Annotated in this window: 26 protein-coding genes; 20 read left to right on the forward strand and 6 right to left on the reverse strand. The window is 71.2% G+C overall.

Annotation, left to right across the window (positions count from 1 at the left end; translation table 11 throughout):
* Positions 1-2: 2 nt before the first annotated feature.
* The gene (locus EDF23_RS05105; RefSeq protein WP_131877802.1) at positions 3-368 is read right to left on the reverse strand and encodes a hypothetical protein; all 366 of its coding nucleotides are present in this window, start codon (positions 366-368) and stop codon (positions 3-5) included.
* Between the two features lie 193 nt (positions 369-561).
* Here EDF23_RS05105 and EDF23_RS05110 point away from each other — a divergent pair, with 193 nt between their 5' ends.
* Positions 562-2772 (forward strand): NADP-dependent isocitrate dehydrogenase, encoded by a 2211-nt coding sequence (locus tag EDF23_RS05110; RefSeq protein WP_131920914.1) that lies wholly within the window; start codon positions 562-564, stop codon positions 2770-2772.
* A 133-nt stretch (positions 2773-2905) separates the two neighbouring features.
* Here the strand turns inward: EDF23_RS05110 and EDF23_RS05115 are convergent, their stop codons facing one another.
* Positions 2906-3358, reverse strand: coding sequence for a DUF3817 domain-containing protein (locus tag EDF23_RS05115; RefSeq protein WP_131877800.1), 453 nt, complete (start codon positions 3356-3358; stop codon positions 2906-2908).
* An 89-nt stretch (positions 3359-3447) separates the two neighbouring features.
* On the opposite strand from EDF23_RS05115, the gene EDF23_RS05120 reads away from it, so the two are divergent.
* The gene (locus EDF23_RS05120; RefSeq protein ID WP_243648815.1) at positions 3448-4224 is read left to right on the forward strand and encodes a ThuA domain-containing protein; all 777 of its coding nucleotides are present in this window, start codon (positions 3448-3450) and stop codon (positions 4222-4224) included.
* Entirely contained in the window at positions 4221-5375 is a 1155-nt protein-coding gene (locus tag EDF23_RS05125) for a GAF domain-containing protein (RefSeq protein WP_131920916.1), read from the forward strand. Before EDF23_RS05120 ends, EDF23_RS05125 begins: the two co-directional genes overlap by 4 nt.
* 68 nt (positions 5376-5443) lie before the next feature.
* Here EDF23_RS05125 and EDF23_RS05130 read toward each other — a convergent pair whose 3' ends face one another.
* The gene (locus EDF23_RS05130) at positions 5444-5887 is read right to left on the reverse strand and encodes a hypothetical protein (RefSeq protein WP_131920918.1); all 444 of its coding nucleotides are present in this window, start codon (positions 5885-5887) and stop codon (positions 5444-5446) included.
* A gap of 74 nt (positions 5888-5961) precedes the next feature.
* On the opposite strand from EDF23_RS05130, the gene EDF23_RS05135 reads away from it, so the two are divergent.
* The 8 genes from EDF23_RS05135 (at position 5962) to EDF23_RS05170 (ending at position 12864) form a co-directional block, all read left to right on the forward strand.
* Positions 5962-6612 (forward strand): ScbR family autoregulator-binding transcription factor, encoded by a 651-nt coding sequence (locus EDF23_RS05135; RefSeq protein ID WP_131920920.1) that lies wholly within the window; start codon positions 5962-5964, stop codon positions 6610-6612.
* A gap of 117 nt (positions 6613-6729) precedes the next feature.
* Positions 6730-7608, forward strand: a complete 879-nt coding sequence (locus EDF23_RS05140) for an aminoglycoside phosphotransferase family protein (RefSeq protein ID WP_131920922.1) — start codon at positions 6730-6732, stop codon at positions 7606-7608.
* 58 nt (positions 7609-7666) lie between these two features.
* Complete coding sequence (locus EDF23_RS05145) at positions 7667-8278, forward strand: hypothetical protein (protein ID WP_131920924.1); 612 nt, start codon at positions 7667-7669, stop codon at positions 8276-8278.
* Positions 8275-8979 carry a DinB family protein gene (locus tag EDF23_RS05150; protein ID WP_123671357.1) on the forward strand — a complete coding sequence of 235 codons (705 nt, stop codon included), beginning with the start codon at positions 8275-8277 and terminating at the stop codon, positions 8977-8979. Before EDF23_RS05145 ends, EDF23_RS05150 begins: the two co-directional genes overlap by 4 nt.
* A gap of 208 nt (positions 8980-9187) precedes the next feature.
* Entirely contained in the window at positions 9188-9835 is a 648-nt protein-coding gene (locus EDF23_RS05155; protein ID WP_111083581.1) for an ABC transporter permease, read from the forward strand.
* On the forward strand, positions 9822-11099 hold the full coding sequence (locus EDF23_RS05160; protein ID WP_123339391.1) for an ATP-binding cassette domain-containing protein: 1278 nt from the start codon (positions 9822-9824) through the stop codon (positions 11097-11099). Before EDF23_RS05155 ends, EDF23_RS05160 begins: the two co-directional genes overlap by 14 nt.
* The gene (locus EDF23_RS05165; protein ID WP_123937044.1) at positions 11096-11857 is read left to right on the forward strand and encodes an ABC transporter permease; all 762 of its coding nucleotides are present in this window, start codon (positions 11096-11098) and stop codon (positions 11855-11857) included. Before EDF23_RS05160 ends, EDF23_RS05165 begins: the two co-directional genes overlap by 4 nt.
* Positions 11854-12864, forward strand: a complete 1011-nt coding sequence (locus EDF23_RS05170; RefSeq protein ID WP_131877788.1) for a glycine betaine ABC transporter substrate-binding protein — start codon at positions 11854-11856, stop codon at positions 12862-12864. The genes EDF23_RS05165 and EDF23_RS05170 overlap by 4 nt, the downstream gene beginning before the upstream one ends.
* Positions 12865-12945: 81 nt before the next feature.
* On the opposite strand, the gene EDF23_RS05175 is transcribed toward EDF23_RS05170, so the two are convergent.
* Positions 12946-13575: a TetR/AcrR family transcriptional regulator gene (locus EDF23_RS05175; RefSeq protein ID WP_123293018.1), complete on the reverse strand. Its 630-nt coding sequence runs from the start codon at positions 13573-13575 to the stop codon at positions 12946-12948.
* A gap of 80 nt (positions 13576-13655) precedes the next feature.
* Between EDF23_RS05175 and EDF23_RS05180 the strand changes: the two genes are divergently transcribed.
* The 3 genes from EDF23_RS05180 to EDF23_RS05190 are packed head-to-tail and all read left to right on the forward strand — an operon-like array spanning position 13656 to position 16230.
* Positions 13656-14402 carry an ABC transporter ATP-binding protein gene (locus EDF23_RS05180; RefSeq protein WP_131920926.1) on the forward strand — a complete coding sequence of 249 codons (747 nt, stop codon included), beginning with the start codon at positions 13656-13658 and terminating at the stop codon, positions 14400-14402.
* Positions 14399-15676, forward strand: coding sequence for an ABC transporter permease (locus EDF23_RS05185; RefSeq protein WP_123293020.1), 1278 nt, complete (start codon positions 14399-14401; stop codon positions 15674-15676). Before EDF23_RS05180 ends, EDF23_RS05185 begins: the two co-directional genes overlap by 4 nt.
* 26 nt (positions 15677-15702) lie before the next feature.
* Positions 15703-16230, forward strand: a complete 528-nt coding sequence (locus tag EDF23_RS05190) for a GNAT family protein (protein WP_131920928.1) — start codon at positions 15703-15705, stop codon at positions 16228-16230.
* 38 nt (positions 16231-16268) lie between these two features.
* Here the strand turns inward: EDF23_RS05190 and EDF23_RS05195 are convergent, their stop codons facing one another.
* Positions 16269-16544, reverse strand: coding sequence for a hypothetical protein (locus EDF23_RS05195; RefSeq protein WP_123339397.1), 276 nt, complete (start codon positions 16542-16544; stop codon positions 16269-16271).
* A gap of 102 nt (positions 16545-16646) precedes the next feature.
* On the opposite strand from EDF23_RS05195, the gene EDF23_RS05200 reads away from it, so the two are divergent.
* Genes EDF23_RS05200 through EDF23_RS05210 form a run of 3 tightly spaced genes read left to right on the forward strand, consistent with a single transcriptional unit; the run spans position 16647 to position 19249 of the window.
* The gene (locus tag EDF23_RS05200) at positions 16647-17315 is read left to right on the forward strand and encodes a hypothetical protein (protein WP_111083572.1); all 669 of its coding nucleotides are present in this window, start codon (positions 16647-16649) and stop codon (positions 17313-17315) included.
* A 39-nt stretch (positions 17316-17354) separates the two neighbouring features.
* Positions 17355-18800, forward strand: coding sequence for an NAD(P)/FAD-dependent oxidoreductase (locus EDF23_RS05205; RefSeq protein ID WP_131920930.1), 1446 nt, complete (start codon positions 17355-17357; stop codon positions 18798-18800).
* A gap of 5 nt (positions 18801-18805) precedes the next feature.
* Positions 18806-19249 carry an SRPBCC family protein gene (locus EDF23_RS05210; protein WP_123293024.1) on the forward strand — a complete coding sequence of 148 codons (444 nt, stop codon included), beginning with the start codon at positions 18806-18808 and terminating at the stop codon, positions 19247-19249.
* A 77-nt stretch (positions 19250-19326) separates the two neighbouring features.
* Here the strand turns inward: EDF23_RS05210 and EDF23_RS05215 are convergent, their stop codons facing one another.
* Positions 19327-20145 carry a shikimate 5-dehydrogenase gene (locus tag EDF23_RS05215; protein ID WP_131920932.1) on the reverse strand — a complete coding sequence of 273 codons (819 nt, stop codon included), beginning with the start codon at positions 20143-20145 and terminating at the stop codon, positions 19327-19329.
* Positions 20146-20223: 78 nt separating this feature from the next.
* On the opposite strand from EDF23_RS05215, the gene EDF23_RS05220 reads away from it, so the two are divergent.
* The 3 genes from EDF23_RS05220 to EDF23_RS05230 all read left to right on the forward strand — a co-directional run bounded on the left by EDF23_RS05220 (position 20224) and on the right by EDF23_RS05230 (position 23067).
* Positions 20224-21162 carry an NADP-dependent oxidoreductase gene (locus tag EDF23_RS05220; protein ID WP_243648816.1) on the forward strand — a complete coding sequence of 313 codons (939 nt, stop codon included), beginning with the start codon at positions 20224-20226 and terminating at the stop codon, positions 21160-21162.
* 100 nt (positions 21163-21262) lie between these two features.
* Positions 21263-21457 (forward strand): PspC domain-containing protein, encoded by a 195-nt coding sequence (locus tag EDF23_RS05225; protein WP_131920934.1) that lies wholly within the window; start codon positions 21263-21265, stop codon positions 21455-21457.
* A 152-nt stretch (positions 21458-21609) separates the two neighbouring features.
* Complete coding sequence (locus EDF23_RS05230) at positions 21610-23067, forward strand: L-serine ammonia-lyase (protein ID WP_131920936.1); 1458 nt, start codon at positions 21610-21612, stop codon at positions 23065-23067.
* The last annotated feature ends 14 nt before the right edge of the window (positions 23068-23081 follow it).

The following is a 23081-nucleotide window of genomic DNA, read 5'->3' on the forward strand; positions in this document are numbered from 1 at the left end:
GATCAGGTCCTGTCGGGCTCACCGCTGTGGAGAGACCCCGCCTGGACCGAAGGGTGTGGAGGGGCGGCGTGGGCGACGACCGCGACGCTGCCGACGGCGAGCACGAGCGCCAGCGCCCCGGCGCTCACCGCTGTGCCGATGCGGCGGAGTCGGGAGCGTCCACCGCGGTCACGCGGGGCGAACCGTGCCAGCCCCCGGCGCGGTTCCGGCCCGACGAGCCACGGTCCGGAACCGTCGACGTCGTACGAGAACGGCCCCGAGCCGTCCGGCGCGTACCGGTACGGGCCGCTGCCGTCCGAGGCGTAGGCCGAGCGGAGGTCCTCCGCGGTCCACCCGAAGTCCTCCGGTGTCTCACGTGTCGTCGCCATGATCGCCCTCCTGCGGCTCTGGAACTGCGGAAGACCAGTCCACCGAGCGTTCCTATGAGCCGACAGTGCGCCTCCAGGACGTCTGCCGAGTACCTGCCGGACGCAGGCCGGACCATGTATCTTGATGTCGAGACATCCCGCACCACGAGTAGCGTGGACGTACCGACGGTCGAACAAGGGAGTACCCGCCAGCATGGCCAAGATCATCTACACCCTCACGGACGAGGCGCCGTTCCTCGCCACCCACTCCTTCCTCCCGGTCATCCAGGCCTTCGCCGGCACCGCTGGTGTCGACGTCGAGACCCGCGACATCTCGCTCGCCGGCCGGATCATCGCCCAGTTCCCGGAGCGGCTCACCGACGAGCAGCGCGTGGACGATGCCCTGGCCGAGCTCGGCGAGCTCGCGAAGACCCCCGAAGCGAACATCATCAAGCTGCCGAACATCTCGGCGTCGATCCCGCAGCTCAAGGTCGCGATCAAGGAACTGCAGTCGCAGGGCTACGACCTGCCCGACTACCCGGACGAGCCCACGACGGACGAGGAGCGCGACGCCCGCGCCCGCTACGGCCGCGTCCAGGGCAGCGCCGTCAACCCCGTGCTGCGCGAGGGCAACTCCGACCGCCGCGCTCCCCTGTCCGTCAAGAACTACGCCCGGAAGCACCCGCACCGCATGGGTGCGTGGAGCGGCGACTCGAAGACGAACGTCGTCACGATGGGCGTCGACGACTTCCGCTCGAACGAGAAGTCCTGGATCGCCCCCGCCGACGACGTCCTGACGATCACGTTCGTCGCCGAGGGCGGCGAGACCCAGGTCCTCAAGCAGTCGATCCCCGTCGTGCAGGGCGAGGTCGTCGACGGCACCGTGCTGCACGTCGCCGCACTCGAGGCCTTCCTGCAGGACCAGATCCAGCGCGCCGCAGCCGAGGACATCCTGTTCTCCGTGCACCTCAAGGCGACGATGATGAAGGTCTCCGACCCGATCATCTTCGGCCACGTCATCAAGGCGTTCTTCCCGTCGGTGTTCGAGCGCTTCGGTGCCGACCTGGCCGCCGCCGGGCTCACCCCGAACGACGGTCTCGGCTCGATCCTCGCGGGGCTCGACGCCCTGCCGAACGGCGCGGAGATCAAGCAGGCCTTCACCGACGGCATCGCCGCGGGCCCCGAGCTGGCGATGGTCGACTCGGACAAGGGGATCACGAACCTGCACGTCCCGAGCGACGTCATCGTGGACGCCTCGATGCCCGCGATGATCCGCACCTCCGGCCACATGTGGGGCCCGGACGGCGACGAGCACGACACCCTCGCCGTGATCCCGGACTCGAGCTACGCCGGCATCTACCAGACCGTGATCGACGACTGCCGCGTCAACGGTGCCTTCGACCCGGCGACGATGGGCTCCGTGCCCAACGTCGGGCTCATGGCGCTGAAGGCCGAGGAGTACGGCTCGCACGACAAGACCTTCGAGGTCCCCGGCGCCGGTGCCGTCCGCGTGACGAACGCCGCCGGTGACGTCGTCATCGAGCACGACGTCGAGCCCGGTGACATCTGGCGCGCCTGCCAGACCAAGGACATCGCCATCCGCGACTGGGTCAAGCTCGCGGTCACCCGTGCTCGCGCCTCGGAGACCCCGGCCGTGTTCTGGCTCGACGAGACCCGGGCGCACGACGCGAACCTGATCGGTCTGGTCCGCCAGTACCTGGGCGAGCTCGACACCGAGGGCCTGCAGATCGAGATCCTCTCGCCGGAGGACGCCATGCGTTTCTCGCTCGAGCGCATCCGCCGCGGCGAGGACACCATCTCCGTCACGGGCAACGTGCTGCGCGACTACCTGACCGACCTGTTCCCGATCATGGAGCTCGGCACCTCGGCGAAGATGCTCTCCGTCGTCCCGCTGCTCGGTGGCGGCGGCCTGTTCGAGACCGGTGCCGGTGGCTCCGCCCCGAAGCACGTCCAGCAGCTCGTGCAGCAGAACTACCTGCGCTGGGACAGCCTCGGCGAGTTCCTCGCCCTGGCGGTCAGCCTCGAGCACCTCGCCGGCGTGACGGGCAACGAGCGGGCGAAGGTCCTCGGTGAGACGCTCGACCGTGCCACCGGGACCTTCCTCGAGCAGGACAAGTCCCCGGGCCGCAAGCTCGGCTCGATCGACAACCGCGGCAGCCACTTCTACCTGGCCAAGTACTGGGCCGAAGAGCTCGCGGCGCAGACGACGGACACCGAGCTCGCAGCGTCGTTCGCCGAGATCGCGGGCAAGCTCGACGCGCAGGAGCAGCAGATCGTCGAGGAGCTGAACGGCGTGCAGGGCCACCCGGCCGACATCGGCGGCTACTACCGCCCGGATGACGCCAAGACGAGCGCGGTCATGCGCCCGTCCGCCACGTTGAACGCGACGCTCGCCGCGCTCTAGACGCACGCACCTGACGGACGGGAGGCCCGGTGCCAGCTGGCACCGGGCCTCCCGTCCGTCAGTGGTCGCGACCAGGGCCGCGCATCGTGAGCAGAAATGGTCGGGTCCGCATCACGAACCCGACCATTTCTGCTCACGAAGTCACGCGGGGCGGGCCCGCCGCCAGCAGCACCACGAAGACCAGAGCGACCGCCACGACCCCGATGACGACCGCGACTGCGGGGCGACGCACCACGAAGAACAGCAGACGGTCCCAGAAGCCCGAGCGCGCGTCGGGTGAGCGGCGCCACGGGCCCTCGAGCATGCCGCGTCGGGCGACCGCGACCTCGAACGGCACCGTGGCGTACGGCACGACGGCACTCGCCCAGCCGAGTACGAGTGCCCCGAGGGTCCAGCGCTGGTTGACCGCGACGACGGTCGTCACGACGAGGTACGCCAGGAACACGAAGCCGTGCACCCCGCCGCCGATCCGGACGCCCCAGTCGCCGGCGTCCAGGCCGTACTTGAGCACCATCCCGGCGATGAGCATGGTCCAGGTCACGAGTTCGGCGACCGCGGCGGCACGGAACAGGGAGCGGGGAGTCATGCCCACATCGTCGCGGACGTGTCCCGGGAAACCCCCGACACTCCGGTGGTCGTATCGATTCGACGCCCGGGGAGGCTAGCGTTGGAGCCATGTCAGTGCCGACCGAGAACCGTCCCCTGAACATCGTCGTCTGGAACGAGAACGTGCACGAGACCCGCGGTGACGCGACGGTCGTCGGGCACTACCCCGACGGCATGCACACCGTGATCGCGGCAGCGCTCCGCGAGCACCACCCCGACGCCACCGTGAGCACCGCCACGCTGCAGGAGCCCGACCACGGCATCACCGCCGAGCGCCTGGCCACGACCGACGTCCTGTTCTGGTGGGGCCACGCCGCCCACGACGAGGTCAGCGACGCCGTCGTCGACCTGGTCGTCGACGCCGTGCACGCCGGCATGGGCCTGGTGGTGCTGCACTCCGGGCACTACTCGAAGCCGTTCAAGCGCCTGATGGGCACCACCTGCTCGCTGAAGTGGCGGAACGACGGCGAACGCGAGCTCGTCTGGACGATCGCGCCGGAGCACCCGATCGCCGCCGGGGTGCCGCACCCGATCGTGATCGACCGGCAGGAGATGTACGGCGAGTTCTTCGACATCCCGCGCCCCGACGAAGAGGTCTTCCTGTCGACCTTCGCCGGCGGCGAGGTCTTCCGGTCCGGGGTCGCCTACCGCCGCGGTCTGGGGAAGGTCTTCTACTTCTCCCCCGGTGACCAGGAGTACCCCGTCTACCACCACCCGGACATCCAGCGCGTGCTGTCGAACGCGGCGGCGTGGGCCGCTCCGGTGTCCGAGCGACGCGAGTTGACGGCCGACCAGCACCCGCGGGACTGGTTCCTGACGGAGGGTGCGGGTAGACAGGGCGCATGACCCAGCTGGACCCCGCCGCGCACCGGACCGCCGTCGTCGAGGCACTCGGTGTCCTCGGCAGTGGCCCGGAGGAGCGGTTCGACCGCATCACCCGCATGACCCAAGAGGCGTTCGGGGTCCCGCTGACGTTCCTGAACCTGGTGCACGGCAACGTCGTGACGGCGCAGTCGACGCAGGGCTGGCGGCAGGGCGGGAGCGCCCCGGCGGAGCAGGTCTTCTGCTCGACGACGGTGCTCACGAACGAGCCGATGGTGGTGCCGGACGCGCTGCTGGACCCCCGGTTCCGCGACCTGGCGGCGGTCACGGAGCAGGGCATCCGGTTCTACGCCGGAGCCCCGTTGTCGATGCTCGACGGCACCCGTGTCGGCACGCTCTGCATCATGGACGCGACCCCGCGCGAGCTGTCGGCGGCCGACCTCGACCTGCTGCGTGACCTCGCACGGTGGGCGGAGCGCGAACTCGGCCACGCGATCGACCGCGATCGGGTGACCCGCGTGCTCGAGGGCCTGGTCCCCGGACCCGTCGAGGTCCCCGGACACGACCTCGACACCCTGGTGCTCCGCACGGAGGACGGCGGCGGGGACGTCGCCGACTGGCGACTCGCCACCGACGGTGCGCTGCACGTCACCATGGGCAGCGTCGCGGCGGCCGGACGCGCGTCCGGCCTGCTGGCCTCCGCGGTCCGCGGTGCCGTCGTCGCACGCACCGAGACCGCCATGCAGGACGCGATCGGCGGCCTGGAGGCCCAGATCACCGCCGACCTGTCCGCTGCGGACGCCGTCGGCTCGCTCTTCCACCTGCGGCTCGACCCGACGTCGGGGCACGTCGTCTTCGGGGACGCCGGCCACGGCCTCGCGGTGCTCGTCCGCGCCGACGGCACCAGCCGGGCGCTGCACTCGCTCGACCTGCCGCTCGGCCTGCAGCCGGAGTCCGTGCCGCGGTCCCCCGCCACGCTCGACCTGGCGGCGGGCGACCGGCTCGTGGTGTGCACCGAGGGCGTCCTGGCGCTCGAGGGGATCGGCCACCTCGACGATCTGGCCGCCCTGGTCGCTGCCGAGCCGACCGGTGCCGCGGTCGTCGAACGGGTCCGCGCCCTGGCGCCGGCCGGCGCAGCCCACGACGTGACGCTGGTCGTGCTCGGGCGGCGCTGAACACCGTCCGACGACGACGACGACGACGCCGCTGCCGCTGCCGCTGCCGCTGCAGTCGTGCGCCGCGGTCAGGAGCGGAAGCGGTCCTGCCGTGATCGCGGTGCGCCGGTGAGCGCGACGACGAGCAGCGTGGCCAGCAGTCCGAAGCCCGCGAGCTCGATGCCGAGGCCGGCGAGCTGCCAGTAGGCACTGCCGACCACCTGCGGTTGCGTGATCGACTCGGGCCACCACGCGTCGATCAGCGGGAACGAGCTGGGGAACGGGTCGAGGCCGAACACCACGAGCCCGCCGAGCAGCAGGACGACACCGAGCAGCGCCATCACCCCGCGGGAGCGCCCGAGCATGTGCACGACGAGCGCGGCTGCCATCCCGGCGAGCCCGACGACGGCGATCAGGAACGCGAGCACGACGATGGTCTGCGGCGCGAGGGCCACCCAGTCGAGCACCGCGATCGGCAGCAGCAGCCACCGTCCGGTCCGCGCCCACCGCGCGGGGTTCCGCCATCCGTCCATGGCGGCCAACCGTAGGGCACCCGCCCGAACGCGGGCCGTGCGCAGCCCCGGAGCGGGACTACGATCGGGAGGTGATGGCGCAGGACGGACGCACCCGGCAGCAGCGGGCGCTCGAGACCCGCGCGGCGATCATCGGGGCCGCGGCCGCCGAGTTCGACGAGCGCGGGTACCTCGGCGCGTCGATGGACGGCGTCGCCGAACGGATCGGGCTGACCAAGGGCGCGCTCTACTTCCACTTCGCGTCGAAGGCCGACCTCGCCGGTGCCGTGATCGCGCAGCAGCACGAGGTCTCGCGGCGCTACGGCGAGGCCGCGGTCGCCCGGAGCCGGACGCCGCTCGAAGCCCTCATGTGGATGTCGCAGGGACTGGCGACCCAGATGGTCACCGAGGTCGTCGTGAGCGCCGGCATCCGTCTGTCGACCGAGGTCGCGACGCACGACGTCCCCCGTCAGGACCCGTACACCGACTGGATGGCGCTCATCGCACAGACCGTGCGGCAGGCGATCGACGCCGGCGAGGTCGACCCGCGGTGGGACCCGGAGCTGGTCGGACGCGTGGTCATCCCCGCGTACACGGGCGTGCAGACGGTGTCGGACGTGCTCGCCGACCGCACCGACCTGTACGAACGCCTGCGGGAACTCTGGACGGTGCTGCTGGCCGCGCTCGTCACCGAACGCGTCCGACCAGAGGTCCCGCGACTCGTCGCCATCATCGCGCCGGAATGACGCGGGTCCCCCCAGGGAAACACCCACGTCACCGTCCCTGCGAGCATACCCAGCGGTCGGTTTCCGCACCCGCCCCCGTTCGCGGGCATGTGTCCACCGGCCCACTAGCCTGAGCCGGTGCCCACACCACCGGCAGAGGTCGACGTCGACGTCCCGCTCGTCCGGGCCCTGCTGCACGCCCAGCACCCCGACCTGGCGGACCTGACGCTCGTGGTCGTCGCGAACGGCTGGGACAACGTCATCGTGCGGCTCGGCGACGAGTACGCCGTGCGGCTGCCGCGTCGGGAGCTCGCAGCACGCCTGGTCGAGCACGAGCAGCGGTGGCTGCCGGAGATCGCCGTCCGCGTCGCACCCGTCGTCCCGGTGCCGGCTCCGGTGCGCGTGGGCCGTCCGGCGCTCGGGTACCCCTGGTCGTGGAGCATCGTCCCGTGGCTCCCGGGAGCACCCGTCGGTGAGCGTGCTGCCGGTGTCCGGGTCGCCGAGGCCCTCGCGGGGTTCGTGCGACTGCTGCACGTGCCGGCTCCGGCGGATGCTCCGGCGAACCCGTTCCGTGCGGTGCCGCTGGCGACGCGCAGCGACGCCGTCCTGACGCGACTCGCCACGCAGGACGTGCCCCGGGCCGTGGAGCTGGCAGCGGTCTGGCGGACCGCGGCGGCGCTGCCGACGCACACCGGGCCTCCCGTCTGGGTGCACGGCGACCTGCACCCGTTCAACCTGCTCGTGGACCGCATGCCGGACGGCGACGAACGCCTGTCGGCGGTCGTCGACTTCGGCGACGTGACCTCGGGGGACCCCGCCGTCGACCTCGCCACCGCCTGGCTGACGCTCGACCGGGAGGCCCGCCACGCGTTCCGGACGCTGGTCGCCGCTCCGGACGTCACCTGGGGACGCGCGCGCGGGTGGGCGATCGCGCTCGCCTCCGCGCTCGCGACGTCCGACGAACGCGCCTTCCGGAGCGTCGCGCGGCGCAGCATCGACGCGGTGCTGGACGGCTGAGACCCCGCGGGGCTATCGTGACCGCACCATCCGTGCACAGCCGATCGGAGGGGCCCTCATGACCCTCGAGTTCCGCGTCCAGCACGACGTCGCCACCGACGCCTCTCCCGCCCCCACCCGATCCGAGCGAACCGGCCTCCGCGGGTTCCTCGACCGCCTCGCCGAGCGCCGCGCCGCCGCACGCGTCCGACGGGTCGAAGCCCGGCTGCAGGAACTCGACGAGCTCGAGCACCTGCTGTCCGACGCGCGTGGCGTCGTCGAACGCGGCTGGATCCAGCACGCCTGGTTCGCGTACCTCGACGAGCACGGCCGGATGCGGAAGGCCACCAGTGCCGCAGCGATGGACGTGCAGGGGCGACCGCTCGTCGCTGCCTGCCTGGTCGGCGCGGTCGTCTCGGCCGCTGGCGGACCGCACGCCGTGCACTCGCCGCGGGTCCAGCACTCCCTCGACCTGGTCTGGCACGCGCTCGCCGTGGACGAGGGCGCGCCGGTGCTCTGGTGTCCGGCGCCCGACGTCCGGATGGGCCGCGTGCGTGACCTCACGAGCTGGAACGACGCCCCTGCGCGCACCTCGGCCGAGGTGGCCGGGCTGCTGCTCACCGCGGAGCGGGTGGCCGTGCAGGAATCGGCACGCCTGCAGGACGTCGTGGTGGCACGATCGAGGGCATGAGCAGCACCGACGCCGTCCCCGAGGTCCACCCCGCGACGACCACCGGCCTCGCGTCCAGCGGGAACTCGGCCCTGTCGGACGAGGGCGCGTCGTCGGGCACCGATCCCCTGGCCTCGGCCGCTGCGGTGAAGCGGACGCTGCACCGGTACCTGCAGAAGCACCGCGCCGCGCTCCTCGGCAAGCTCGACGGCCTGGCCGAACGGCAGGCCCGCTGGCCGGTGACCCCGACCGGCACGAACGTGCTCGGGCTGGTGAAGCACGTCGCCGGTGTGCAGGCCGGGTACTTCGGCGAGGTGTTCGGTCGGCCGCTTCCGGACCCGCCCGCCTGGCTCGAGTCGGAGGACGGCGAGGACATGTACGCGACCCTCGACGAGACCCTGGACGACGTCGTGGCCTTCCACCACCGCAGTGCAGCGCACGCCGACGCCACCATCGAAGCGCTCGACCTCGACGCCCGCGGCACCGTCCCCTGGTGGCCGGAGGAGCTCCGCGAGGTCACGCTCCACCGCATCCTGGTGCACATGGCGTACGAGACGGCCCGGCACGCGGGGCACGCCGACATCGTCCGCGAGATGCTCGACGGACTGGCGGGCGACGGGGACGGCAACCTGGCCGACAAGAGCCCGGAGGAGTGGGTCCTCTGGCGGGAGCAACTCGTCGACATCGCCGAGCGGTCCGGCCTGCGGGGCTTGGCCATGTAGCCGATGGCCCCTCACGATCGTTACCGTTCTCTCAGGCTCGACGGTCGAACTGCCCGCTGACCGGGGGTTTTCGTCATGCTGTCTGCACAGGAAACGATCGCTTACGCTCGGTTTCGACGTGCGACCGGTCCGTGCCCTGCGTAGCTTTGGCGCAGCTTGTGCCCCGACCCGTGGGCAGTTCGGCCGACCGGAAGGGGAGCGCCCACCCGTGTTCCAGTACGTCGTGGAGCGATGGAGCCAGATCTGGTTCTCGTCGTGGCAACACTTCTCACTGGTGGTCCAGTGCACGGTGCTCGCCACGGTCATCGCCGTGGTGCTCGCCACACTCGTCTACCGCAGTCCCCGCCTGACCTCCGTCGCGAACGGGGTGTCCGCCATCGGCCTCACCCTGCCGTCCTTCGCGGTCATCGGCCTGCTCATCGTCCCGCTCGGCTTCGGCGTGCTGCCGTCCGTCGTGACGGTCGTCTTCTTCGCCGCCCTGCCCATCCTGCGCAACGCGGTCGTCGGCCTCGCCGAGATCCCGCCGAGCGTGGTCGAGTCCGCGCGCGGCATCGGCATGAGCCGGTTCCGGACCCTCGTGCAGGTCGAACTGCCGATGGCCTGGCCGATCATCCTGAGCGGCGTCCGCGTGTCCGCCCAGATGGTGATGGGCATCGCGGCCATCGCGGCGTACGCGCTCGGCCCCGGGCTCGGCGGCTTCATCTTCTCCGGACTCTCGCGCCTCGGCGGCGCGAACGCCCTGTACTCCGTGGTCGTCGGGGTGGTCGGCGTCGTCCTGCTCGCCCTCGTCCTCGACCTGCTCCTCCTCGGCCTCGGCCGCCTGACCATCTCGAGAGGTATCCGTGTCCAGCACTGACTCCGCCACCACCACCGCGCCCGACGGGGACGTCACCGGCCGCAGCATCCTGCTCGACGAGGTCACCAAGCGGTACCCCGGACAGTCGAAGCCCGCCGTCGACGGCATCACCCTCGAGATCCCGGCCGGCAAGATCGTCATGCTCGTCGGCCCGTCCGGCTGCGGCAAGACGACGACCCTCAAGATGATCAACCGCCTGATCGAGCCCACCGAGGGCCGCATCGTCGTCGGTGACGACGACGTGACCGGCATCGACGCCGACGAGCTCCGCCGCCGGATGGGCTACGTGATCCAGGCCGGCGGGCTCTTCCCGCACATGACCGTCGCGGCGAACATCGCGATCGTGCCGAAGATGCTCGGCTGGTCGAAGGAGAAGATCGCGGCGCGTGTCGACGAGCTGCTCGACCTGGTCTCGCTCGACCCCGCCACCTACCGCGACCGCTACCCCCGCGAACTCTCCGGTGGCCAGCAGCAGCGCGTCGGCGTCGCCCGGGCGCTCGCCGCGGACCCGCCCGTCCTGCTGATGGACGAGCCGTTCGGTGCGGTCGACCCGATCACCCGGCAGCGCCTGCAGGACGAGCTCCTGCGGATCCAGGAAGAGCTGCACAAGACGATCGTCATCGTCAGCCACGACTTCGACGAGGCCGTGAAGCTCGGCGACTGGATCGTCATCTTCACCGAGGGCGCCCACATCGTGCAGTACGACACCCCGGAGCGGATCCTGGCGGAGCCGGCGAACGAGTTCGTCGAGAACTTCATCGGCTCGGGCGCCGGGCTGAAGCAGCTCACCCTGAACCGCGTCCGCGACGTCGAGGTCGTCTCCGCGGTGACCTGCTCCCCCGGCGAAGAGGCGAAGGCCGTCCTGCAGCGCATGCAGGAGGCCGGGGGTCACGGGCACGCCGTCGTGGTCGACCGTCGGCAGCGGCCGATCGGCTGGCCGTCCCGCCGACAGCTCGAGCGCCTGGACCGGATCCCGGACGGCGTCGACCCGGAGCTGCCCATCGTGGGCGAGGCCTCGACGCTCAACGACGCCCTCGACACCATGCTCGTCTCGAGCGCCGGGGCCGCACTGGTCACCGGTCGTGGCGAGGCGTTCCGCGGTGTCATCACGGTCGAGGTCGTCATGGAGGCCATCACCCGGTCGCGTGCAGCGGCCGCCGACGACCGCGCGTACACGCCGGTCGGCACGAACACCAACCAGATCGAGACGCTGCCGTCCTCGCCGGCCGCGCCCGTGATCGCGCCCTCCGGGGAAGACCTGTGAGTGCTGTCACCGCCGGACCCGCCACCGGCGCCAGCACGTCCTGGAAGGGCCTGCTGTTCCAGCCGATCGCGATCCTCGTCGTGCTCGCCGGGTTCGCGGTCTGGCTCGCCACGGCCGACCTCACGCCCACCGAACGCACGACGCTCAACCCGGCCGACATCCTCGACCTGACCGGGCAGCACCTCGTGCTGACCCTGCAGGCGACGGTGCTCGTGCTCGTGATCGGTATCCCGCTCGGCATCGTCCTCACGCGCGGACCGCTGCGTCGGGCGAGCCCGTACGTGCTCGCCGTCGCGAACTTCGGGCAGGCGGCCCCCGCTGTCGGCCTGATCGTGCTGCTCGCCGCGTGGCTCGGCCTGAACAGCTGGTCCGCCGTGGTCGCGCTCGTGCTCTACGCGATCCTGCCGGTCCTCCGGAACACCATGATCGGCGTGCAGAGCGTCGACTCGCGCCTCGTCGAGGCCGGCCGTGGCATGGGCATGAGCGCGTTCAGCGTCCTGATGCGCGTCGAGCTGCCCCTCGCGGTGCCGGTCATGCTGTCCGGCATCCGGACGGCGCTCGTGCTGCTCGTCGGCACCGCGAGTCTGGCCACCTTCGTCGGTGCCGGTGGTCTCGGTCTCCTCATCACCACGGGCGTGACGCTGTTCCTGCCGAAGGTGCTCGTCGCCGGGGCGCTGCTCGTGGCGCTCCTCGCCCTCTCCATCGACTGGCTCGGCCGTGTGGTCGAGACCGTCGCACGTCCGAAGGGACTCCGATGAACCGCCGTACCCGCCGCCTCCGCCGCGGGGCCGCCGTCGCCCTCGCCGGTGCCACCGCGCTCGTCCTGGCCGGCTGCGGCCTGCAGCCCGCGACGTCCTTCGTCCCCGAGGCCGGTCCGGGCACCATCGAGCGCATCGACGACCTGCCGGACGGTGCCCACATCACCGTGACGTCGAAGAACTTCACGGAGCAGCTCGTGCTCGGCAAGATCGCGGTCCTCGCCGCGAAGGCCGCTGGGTTCGACGTCACCGACGAGACCAACGTGCCGGGCAGCGTCGCCGTCCGCGAGTTGATGACCTCGCACGGTGCGGACTTCACGTACGAGTACACCGGCACCGCCTGGCTGACCTTCATGGGCCACGCCGAGGGGATCCCGGACAAGACCGAGCAGTGGGAAGCGGTCAAGAAGGAGGACGCCGGCAACGGGCTCACATGGCTGAACCCGGCGCCGATGAACAACACCTACGCGTTCGCGGTGCGGGACGAAGCGGTCAAGGAGCTCGGGGACATCAAGACCCTCTCCGACATCGCGAAGCTGCCCGTCGACGAGCGCACCTTCTGCGTGGAGTCGGAGTTCAACTCGCGAGCCGACGGGTTCAAGCCGATGCTCAAGAAGTACGGCTTGGAGCTCGGCGGCTCGGGGGAGAACGGGATCCCGAGCGACAACGTCAGCATCCTCGACACCGGCACGGTCTACACGGCCACCGACCGCGGCAAGTGCAACTTCGGCGAGGTCTTCACCACCGACGGCCGCATCAAGTCGCTCGGCCTGACCGTGCTCGAGGACGACAAGGGCTTCTTCCCGGCGTACAACGTCGCGCCGGTGCTCGACTCGGCCACGCTCAAGGAGTACCCGCAGCTCGCCGACGTCTACGACCAGATCTCGCCGAAGCTCACCGATGCGGTGCTGCAGGAGCTGAACCGTCAGGTCGACGTCGAGGGGCGCGAGCCGGCCGACGTCGCGTTCGACTGGATGGTGAAGGAGGGCTTCATCACGAAGCCGTGACGGCTCTCGACGCATCCACGTCACGGACGGGAGGCCCGGTGCCGGGTGGCACCGGGCCTCCCGTCCGTCCGTGGTTGCGTCTCAGGCCGCAGCGATGCGCGCAGCCGTGTCGCGGATCGACGCGACGACGCGGGCGCGGACCTCTTCCGGGTCGGAACCCTCGTGCCGCGCCGAACTCCGCAGGCCGGTCATACACATGCCGAGCAGCATCTCGGCGGCCTGCGGGGTCGCGGCGTCCGGCCCCCACGCCGGATCGCGTTCGAGGATCGTGCGCACCGCACCCGTCATCGCCTCGGCCACGGTCGTCATCCGGCTGACCTGGCGGCGCATGAGCTGCGGGAAGCGCACGATGACCTCCTTCCGGGCGAGCCGCTCGTGCTCGTCGCCGAACGACGAGCCGAACACCAGGAACGCGAGGTCGACCACGGCCTGCGCAGCCGGCTCCCCCGCGACGGTCTCGAGGTGCGCTGCCAGGGTCTCGGCGTCCAGGTCGAGCTCGGTGTGCCCGAGGACCGCGTCCTCCTTGCTCTCGAAGTAGTTGAAGAACGTGCGGGGTGACACCTCGGCGCGTGCGGCGATCTGTTCGATCGTGGTGTGGTCGATGTCCTGCTCGAGCGCGAGGGACCGAGCCGCCTCCGCGATGCGGTGGCGTGTCTCGATGCGCTTGCGGTCGCGCAGACCCATCTCGGTGGCGGGCGCGGTGTCGGGCATGGCCCGACTGTAACCGGAACGTCACATGATCTACAGCAAACGCAAACTTGCAGTCGTGCAGTGGACACTACGGTGGGGCCATGACCACTCCCGTGCTCGAGGCCCGTGACCTCGCCAGGACCTACGGCCGAGGCCCGACGCGGTTCGACGCGCTCAAGGGGGTGTCGCTCCAGGTGCACCAGGGCGAGAGCCTGGCGATCGTCGGCAAGTCCGGTTCGGGCAAGTCGACGCTCATGCACCTGCTCGCACTGCTCGACAAGCCGTCGACCGGGCAGGTCCTGCTCGACGGGACCGATGCGGCGACCCTCGGCGCGCGGCAGGTGAACCGCACGCGCAACAGCACCTTCGGGTTCGTGTTCCAGCAGTTCTTCCTGACCCCCAAGACCTCGGTCCTCGACAACGTCGTGCTCCCGCTCAAGATCGCGGGCGTCTCCGGAGCCGAGCGGAAGCGCCGCGGCATGGCGGCGCTCGACTCCCTCGGCCTGGCCGACAAGGCGAAGAACGACGCCAACGACCTGTCCGGCGGGCAGAAGCAGCGCGTGGTCATCGCACGCGCGCTGGTCGGTGAGCCGAGCGTCATCTTCGCCGACGAGCCGACCGGCAACCTCGACACGAACACCGGGCAGGTGGTCGAGGACATGCTCTTCGGCCTGCAGCGCGAACGCGGGATCACGCTCGTCGTGGTCACCCACGACGAAGAACTCGCCGCCCGCTGCGACCGCAGCGTCAACGTCCGCGACGGACTCATCGTCGGTGGATCGGACGGCACGCCCACCGCCGGTGCCGACGTCGACCAGCAGGCCACGCACGGAAGGCACTCCGCATGAACTTCCTCGACCTGCTCCGCACCGCGGTCTCGAACACCTTCCGGTCGAAGCTGCGCACGACCCTGACCGTCATCGCGATCTTCATCGGCGCCTTCACGATCACGCTGACCTCGGCGATCGGTACGGGTGTCAGCAACTACATCGACACCCAGGTCTCGTCGATCGGTGACACCGGTTCCCTGACCATCACGAAGGCCGTCGACACCGCATCGACCGACAGCGGGCCGGCGAAGTACGACCCCGACGAGTCCGGCCAGAGCGTCGACCGCGGTCCGGCGTCGTTCTCGTACCTGTCGCAGTCCGACGTCGACGACATCCGTGCGATCGACGGCATCAAGAGCATCCGTCCGGCGGTCGCCCTGGCGCCGAAGTACGCCGAGCACGGCGACGACGGCAAGTACGTCGTCTCCCTGACCGCCAACGCGGGAGAACTCGACGCCGACCTGGCGAGCGGGAAGCAACTCGACGACGACACCGACGCGAACCAGGTGATCCTGCCGACGAACTACCTGGAGAACCTCGGGCTCGGCAGCGCGAAGGCCGCCGTCGGCAAGGAACTCACCTTCGCGGTGGACGACTACCAGGGCAAGGAGCACACCCTCACCGCGACGGTGGTCGGTGTGCAGAACGAGTCGCTGTTCGGCGGCGGTGCCGGGGCGAACGCCGCGCTCACCGACGCGATGCAAGCCGCGCAGGAGATCGGCAAGCCGGACTCGATCGCGACCTCGTACGCCAGCGCCACGGCGACGCTCGACTCCGGGGCCTCCGCGACCACGGTCAAGAAGGCGCTGTCGGACGACGGGTTCCTCGGGCAGACCATCCAGGACCAGCTCGGCCAGTTCCAGACCGTCATCAGCGGCATCGTCGGGGTCCTGAACGCCTTCGCCGTCATCGCCCTGGTGGCAGCGGGCTTCGGCATCATCAACACGCTGCTGATGAGCGTGCAGGAACGCACCCGCGAGATCGGCCTGATGAAGGCGATGGGCATGGGCGGCGGAAAGGTCTACACGCTGTTCTCGCTCGAGGCGGTCTTCATCGGGTTCCTCGGCAGTGCCATCGGAGCCGGTGTCGCGATCCTGCTGGGGACGGGCATCTCGAACGTGCTCGCGGGCACGGTGCTCAAGGACCTGCCGGGCCTGCAGATCATGCAGTTCGCGCCGAGTTCGGTGGCGACGATCATCCTCGTCGTGATGTTCATCGCGTTCCTCGCCGGCACCCTCCCCGCGCGCCGCGCCGCACGGCAGAACCCGATCGAGGCGCTCCGGTACGAGTAGCGCCCGGCGTGCATAGTCTCTGACGGGTGGCGGCATTCGGGCGGGACCTCGGGGACGGGTACACGCTCACGCTGCGCGACCTGACCACGGTCGACCCGGTGCTCGAACTCGTGCGCGCGAACCTCGACCGGCTCCGGGCCGCCGAACCGTGGGCGTGGGATCCGCAGGACCGCGAGACCATCGGACTGCACACCGAACGGCTGCTCGGCCAGTTCGCGATGGACCGCGCGCTCCCCTGCGTCATCCGTTCCGACGACCGCATCGTCGGGGTGGCGTCGCTGACCTTCGACCCGTACCTGGGCCAGGCGTCACTCGGCTACTGGGTGGACGCCGGACACGAGGGCCGCGGTGTCGCGGGGCGGGCCGCCGGCGTGCTGGTCGAGGTCGCGCGGGCACGCGGCACCGCACGGCTCGAGATCCGGACCGGCGTCGACAACGTCCGCAGCCGCGCGCTCGCCGAAGGGCTCGGGTTCGCCCTCGAGGGCACTCTGCGGGGCGCGCTGCCGCTCGGGCCCGTCCGCGCCGACGTCGCCGTCTACGGCCTGCTGCTCTAGGCGAGACTCCCCGCCGCCCCCCTGCGCGTGCGCGTGCGTCAGGAGCCCTGCGTCGCGCCCTGCCAGACCGCGAACACACCGCCGACGACCGCCAGCACGAGCAGCAGGATCCAGACGGCGAGCGCGATGAGGTTCAGGAAGATCCCCCAGCCCGCGCGACCACGGGCGAGCGGTTCCCGGCTGCGCGACGCGACGCCCAGGCACAGCCCGACTATCGGCGCGACGAACGTCCAACCGGCGAGCAGCGAGCAGATCCCGAGGACGAGGCTCGCGGTGCCGAGACCGGTGCGGGGGGACTCCGTGTACGTGACCATGCACCCGACGCTACGGAACCACTCGTGGCGTGTCGTCCCTCCAGGGCGTGATCCGCGTCCACCTGCCGACGGATGGTCACCGGACGCCGGTATCGTCGGAGCATGGCCTTGTTCGGACGACGCAACCACGACGTGCGCGATCGACCCATCAGCCAGGTCGAACTGAAGCGGGCCGTCGACGAGGGGTTCCTCATCGCGAAGGCCGCGGTCACGATCGCGGTCGGCAACCGGATCATCACGAACGCGCTGCGCGACCAGGGGTACTTCGACCACGCACTGATCGCCGAGGCCGCGCGCGAGGAGCTCCACCGCATGGCCGAGGAGCAGCGGGGCGACGCCGCGCGCATGCGGGAGATCCGGTCGACGTCGAGCAAGTCGAAGGGCCGCTCGCGGCACCAGCACGACTACCGCCGGGGTGACGACCTCAAGCTGCGCACGCGAGAGGCGACGTACGAGCAACTCGCGACGATGCTCGACAAGCGCCGCGACGACCAGCACTTCGTCGACGGCATCGTGCTCGCCGCCCGCGCCCGAGCCTGGGACGACATCGGCACCACGGTGGTCGGGCGCCTCGGCTGGGCCCAGCGTCCGGCCGACGACTACGAGATCGGCCGCGACGACCGTCTGCAGCAGATGCTCGACGAGGACTTCGCGACGTTGCTGGCCGAGCACCCCGTGGGCTCGACCCCGGTCGACGCCGACGAACCCGACGACGCCGACGGCGACGAGGACGGCTCCGACCCTGCTGACCCCGACGTCGCTCGCCCCTGACCGGGACCACGCGCAGACACGAGTCCCTAGGCTCGGACCATGGTTGATGCGGTGGTCGTCGGGGCCGGACCGAACGGACTCGCGGCGGCGGTGACGCTCGCCCGTGCGGGCCTGTCCGTCGAAGTGGTCGAACGGAACGACACGATCGGCGGTGGTGCGCGCACCGCCGAGCTCACCCTGCCGGGGTTCCTGCACGACGTCTGCTCGGCCGTGCACCCGATGGCCCTGCAGTCCGAGTTCTTCCGGCGCTTCCGGATGGAGGAGCGCATCGAGCTCCGCCTGCCCGAGGTGCAGTACGGGCACCCGCTCGACGGCGGTCGTGCCGGCATCGCGTACCAGGACCTCGAGCGGACGGCCGCCGAGCTCGGTGTGGACGGCCCAGCCTTCCGGAACCTGATGGGCCCGCTCGCCCGCGCTGCCGACCAGGTCGCCGACTTCGCCACCGACGCCCTCCTGCACGTGCCGCGGCACCCGCTCACGGTGCTGCGGTTCGGCCTGCGCGCACTCGAGCAGGGCAGCAGCGCCTGGAACGCCCGCTTCCGGCAGGACGCCGCCCCGGCGATGGTGTCCGGCGTCGCCGCGCACTCCATCCAGCACATGCCCTCGCTGTCGACGGCCGCCGCGGCGCTGTCGCTCGGCGCCTACGCACACGCCCGCGGTTGGCCCGTGCCGATCGGCGGCAGCCAGGCGATCATCGACGCGCTCGCCGACGACCTCGTCGCGCACGGCGGACGGATCGTCACCGGGCACGAGGTCCGGTCGCTCGGCGACCTCACCCCGGCGAAGGCGGTGCTCTTCGACACGAGTGTCCCCGGAATGCTGCGGATCGCCGGCTCGCAGATCCCCACGCCGAAGCGCGGTGCGCTCCGCCGGTTTCGGTTCGGCAACGCGGCCGCGAAGGTCGACTTCGCGCTGTCCGATCCGGTGCCGTGGACGAACGAGGCGCTGCGCCGGGCCGGCACGGTGCACATCGGCGGGACACGAGCCGAGATCGCGGCGGCGGAGGGCTCGGTCGCGCACGGCCAGCACGCCGAACGGCCGTACGTGCTCGGTTCCGAGCCGACCGTCGTCGACCCGACCCGGGCGCCGAAGGGCAAGCACGTCTTCTGGGCCTACGCGCACGTGCCGGCGGGGTCCGACGTCGACCAGACCGAGGCGATCACGCGCCAGGTCGAACGGTTCGCGCCGGGGTTCCGCGACACGATCCTGCACACGTCGAGCCGGACGGCCGCGCACATGTCGGACCACAACCCGAACTACGTCGGCGGTGACATCGCCGCCGGTGCTGCGAGCTTCTGGCAGCTCGTGAAGCGCCCGGTGCTGTCCAGCGACCCGTGGCGGATGGGCGGCGGCATGTACCTGTGCTCCGAGTCGTCCGCGCCCGGCCCCGGCGTGCACGGCATGGCCGGTTGGCGTGCCGCGAAGAGCGCACTCCGGCACACCTTCGGGCTGCCCGACGACGTCGACCTCACCCCGGAAGGCTGATCACCATGGCGAAGAACGTCCGCATCCTCCACTGCGCTCCCGAGGACGTCTTCGACGTGCTCGGCGACGGCTGGCTCTACACGACCTGGGTGGTCGGTGCCTCACGCATGCGGAAGCAGGAGGCCGGTTGGCCGCAGGTCGGCACGCACCTGCACCACTCCTTCGGTGCCTGGCCGCTCGTCATCGACGACGTCACGACCTCGTTGGTGTGGGACCCGCCGCACCGCATGGTGATCCAGCCGAAGGGGTGGCCGATCGGCGAGGCCCGCGTGGAGCTGACCGTGGAGCCGCACCGCAAGGGCTGCAAGGTGACGATCGTCGAGAACGCCGTCGCCGGTCCGGGCGCCTGGGTCCCCGACTTCCTCATGCAGCCGCTCATCTGGGTCCGGAACCACGAGACGCTGCGCCGACTCGGGTGGGTGGCCGTCGGGCGCGCGACGAACGCCTGAGACGTTCCCACAAAGGCGGACGGGAGGCGCGGTGCCAGCTGGCCCCGTGCCTCCCGTCCGCCCTGTGGGTGCGTCGACTACTCGGCGCGCGAGAACTCGCTGGCGCGCGCCACCTGGTCGTCCGTCAGGGCGACGCCCGTGTACCGCTCGAACTGGCGGGCCGCCTGCAGCGCGATGACCTCGGCTCCGGTGATGACGTGCTTGCCGGCGTCCCGACCCGCACGGACCAGCGGGGTCTCCGACGGGAACGCGACCACGTCGAAGACCGTGTGGGCCGCCTCGATCCGGTCCTGCGCGAAGGCGAGCGCGTCCTGCTGGTCGCCCCGCATGCCGAGCGGCGTGACGTTGACCACCAGGTCGGACGCCCCGGCCTCGCGCTCCTCGGCGACCCACTCGTAGCCGTACTGCGACGCGAGCGCCGAACCGGTCTGCTCGTTGCGGGCGACGACCGTCAGGCGGTCGAAGCCGGCGCCGCGGAACGCCGCGGTCACGGCCTTCGCCATGCCGCCGGAGCCGCGGACCAGCACCCGGGACGCGGTGTCGACGTCGTGCGACCCGAGCAGCGCGGCGATCGCCTCGTAGTCGGTGTTCGATGCGGTGAGCACGCCGTCGTCGTTCACGACCGTGTTCACCGACTGGATGGCGGCGGCGGACTCCTCGACGTGGTCGACGAGCGGGATGATCGCCTCCTTGAAGGGCATCGACACCGAGCAGCCACGGATGCCGAGGGCGCGGATGCCGGCCACGGCGCCGGGCAGGTCGGTCGTGGTGAACGCCTTGTACAGGAAGTTGAGCCCGAGCTCGTCGTACAGGAAGTTGTGGAACCGGGTGCCGATGTTGCTCGGCCGGGCCGCGAGCGACATGCAGACCTGCATGTCCTTGTTGAGGATGGGCATGGGGCCAGTCTCCCACCGTCGTGCCGATGGAGCGGTCCACGCGGACCGTTCGTCGTGCTCGGGGTACCGTCGGACGCGATGACTGAGATCCCGGAGACCATGCGCGCCGTCCGCTTCGACGAGTGGGGCGACCGCTCCGTGCTGCACGTCGCCGAGGTCCCCGTCCCCGAGGCCACCGCCGGTCGGGTGCTCGTGCGCGTCCGCGCCGCCGGCATCAACCCGGGCGAGTCGGCGATCCGCCAGGGGCTGCTCGACGGCGGGTCCTCCGACGCGCTGCCGTCCGGTCAGGGCACCGACTTCGCCGGCATCGTCGTGGCCGTCGGCGAGGGCGTCGACGGCGTCGACGAGGGCGAAGAGGTCCTCGGGTGGTCGTGGGACCGCGCGAGCCAGGCCGAGTACGTCTCGGTGCCGGCCGAACAGGTCGTGCAGAAGCCCCGGCTGCTCGACTGGACCGTCGCTGGCGGGCTCGACATCGTCGCCACGACCGCTGCCGCAGCCGTCCGTGCCGTCGACCCCCGACCCGGCGAGACCGTCGTCGTGTCCGGTGCCGCCGGTGGTGTCGGCGGGTTCGTCACGCAGCTGCTGACGAACGAGGGCATCGACGTGATCGCGATCGCGTCCGAGGCGAACCACGAGTGGCTCCGGTCGAAGCGTGCGCGGCCCGTCGCGTACGGCGAGGGCCTGCAGGAGCGCATCACCGAGCTCGCCACCAACGGCATCGACGCCGTCATCGACACCTACGGTCCGGAGTACGTGCACCTGGGGATCGCCCTGGGCGTGCCGGTCGATCGCATCGAGACGATCATCGCGTTCGAGGCTGCCGCCGAGGTCGGTGCAAAGGCCTCCGGCAGTGCGGACACGGCCGACCCGGAGATCCTCGGCGCCCTCGCGATGCAGGTGGCGAACGGCGAGGTCGAGGTGCCGATCGCGGCGACGTACCCGCTCGACCGGGTGCAGGACGCCTACGAGCAGCTGGAGCAGCGGCACACCCGCGGGAAGATCGTGCTGATCCCCTGACGGGCATCGGGCCGTCGGGGTCGTTCGGGGGTTGTCCCCACCGTTCTCCGGGGTACTGCCCGGATGCCCTGGCCCGTCGCTGGTGCGTAGCGTCGTCCCCATGAGCACACTCTCCCGTCCCCGCAACGGCCGCATCCTCGCCGGTGTCTGCGCCGGCCTCGCCGATCGCTTCGGCCTGTCCCGCACCCTCGTCCGCATCGGCTGGGTGATCCTGAGCCTGTTCCCCGGGCCGCTGTGGATCGCCTACGTCGTCCTGTGGTTCGTGGTGCCGGTCGAGGGCAACACCCGCCGCTGAGCCCGGTCCGTCCGGACTGGGCCGTGCGCGGGGGCCGAGTCTCGCGGTGAGCGACAGTTCTCGCGCTCGTGAGTCCGTGATCTGTCGCTCAGCCCGAGACTCGGTGCGGCCAGCTCGAGTCCCGGTCCGTCCGGACGGGTTAGTGTGGCGGCGTGCCGGTCTCCGTCTTCGATCTGTTCAGCGTGGGTGTCGGTCCCTCGAGCTCGCACACCGTCGGGCCGATGCGGGCCGGCGCCGAGTTCGCGTCCCTGGTCGCCGGGCTGCCCGTCGCCTCCGTCGCCGTCGACCTGTACGGCTCACTGGCGTCGACCGGGCAGGGCCACGGCACCCTCGGCGCCGTGGTCGCCGGCCTGATGGGGTCCCACCCCGAGACCGTCGACCCGGACGCGATGTCGTCGGCGCTCGACGCCCTCGAACGCGACGGCCTGCTCCGGCTCGACGGTGGGGCGACCGTGCCGTTCCGGCTCGCCGACATCGTGCTGCATCCCCTGACCATGCTGCCCCGGCACCCGAACGCCATGCGGCTGCGAGCCCGTGACGGAGCCGGTGCCGACCTGGCCGACGAGACGTACTACTCGATCGGCGGCGGCTTCATCGCTCGCGACAGCGACAGCGACAGCGACGGCGACAGCGACGGCGACAGCGACGGCGACAGCGACGGCGACGGCGAGGACGGCGGTGCCGTGGACGACGGTGCCGTGGTCGCGGGGGCGGCGATCCCGGTCGACGACCGCGTGCCGTACCCGTTCTCGAGCGGCGCCGAGCTGCTGGCCGCCTGCGCTGCCTCCGGTCTGCCGATCAGCGGAGTGGCGCTCGCCAACGAGTCGGTCACCCGGACCGACGCCGACGTCCGCTCCGGGCTGCTCGACATCCACGCCGTCATGGACTCGTGCGTCGACCGCTCCGTCCGCCGTGACGGATGCCTGCCCGGCGGGCTCGATGTCCGGCGTCGTGCAGCCACCTGGCACGAGCAGCTCACCCGCGAGGACCCCGACCACGACCCGCTGTTCGCCATGGAGTGGGTGAACCTCGTCGCCATGGCGGTGAACGAGGAGAACGCCACCGGCGGCCGGGTCGTCACCGCACCCACCAACGGCGCCGCCGGCATCATCCCCGCGGTGCTGTACTACGCGCTCACCTACGTCCCCGCGATCACCGCTGCCGACCGCGACGACGCCGTCGTGCGGTTCCTGCTCACAGCCGGCGCTGTCGGGTCGATCTACAAGGAGCGCGCATCGATCTCCGGCGCCGAGGTCGGTTGCCAGGGCGAGGTCGGCTCGGCCGCGTCGATGGCTGCCGCCGGACTCGCCGAGGTCCTCGGGGGCACCCCGGAACAGGTCGAGAACGCCGCGGAGATCGCGATGGAGCACAACCTCGGGCTCACCTGCGACCCGATCGGTGGCCTGGTGCAGATCCCGTGCATCGAGCGGAACGCGATCGCGGCGAACAAGGCGATCAACGCCGCACGGATGGCCCTGCGTGGCGACGGCGTGCACCACGTGTCGCTCGACCAGGTCGTCGAGACGATGCGGCAGACCGGGGCGGACATGTCGACGAAGTACAAGGAGACCGCGATGGGCGGGCTCGCGGTGAACGTCCCGCTCTGCTGACCACGGCGGCTGCC

This window comes from Curtobacterium sp. PhB128, from assembly GCF_004340725.1.
Classification (GTDB): domain Bacteria; phylum Actinomycetota; class Actinomycetes; order Actinomycetales; family Microbacteriaceae; genus Curtobacterium.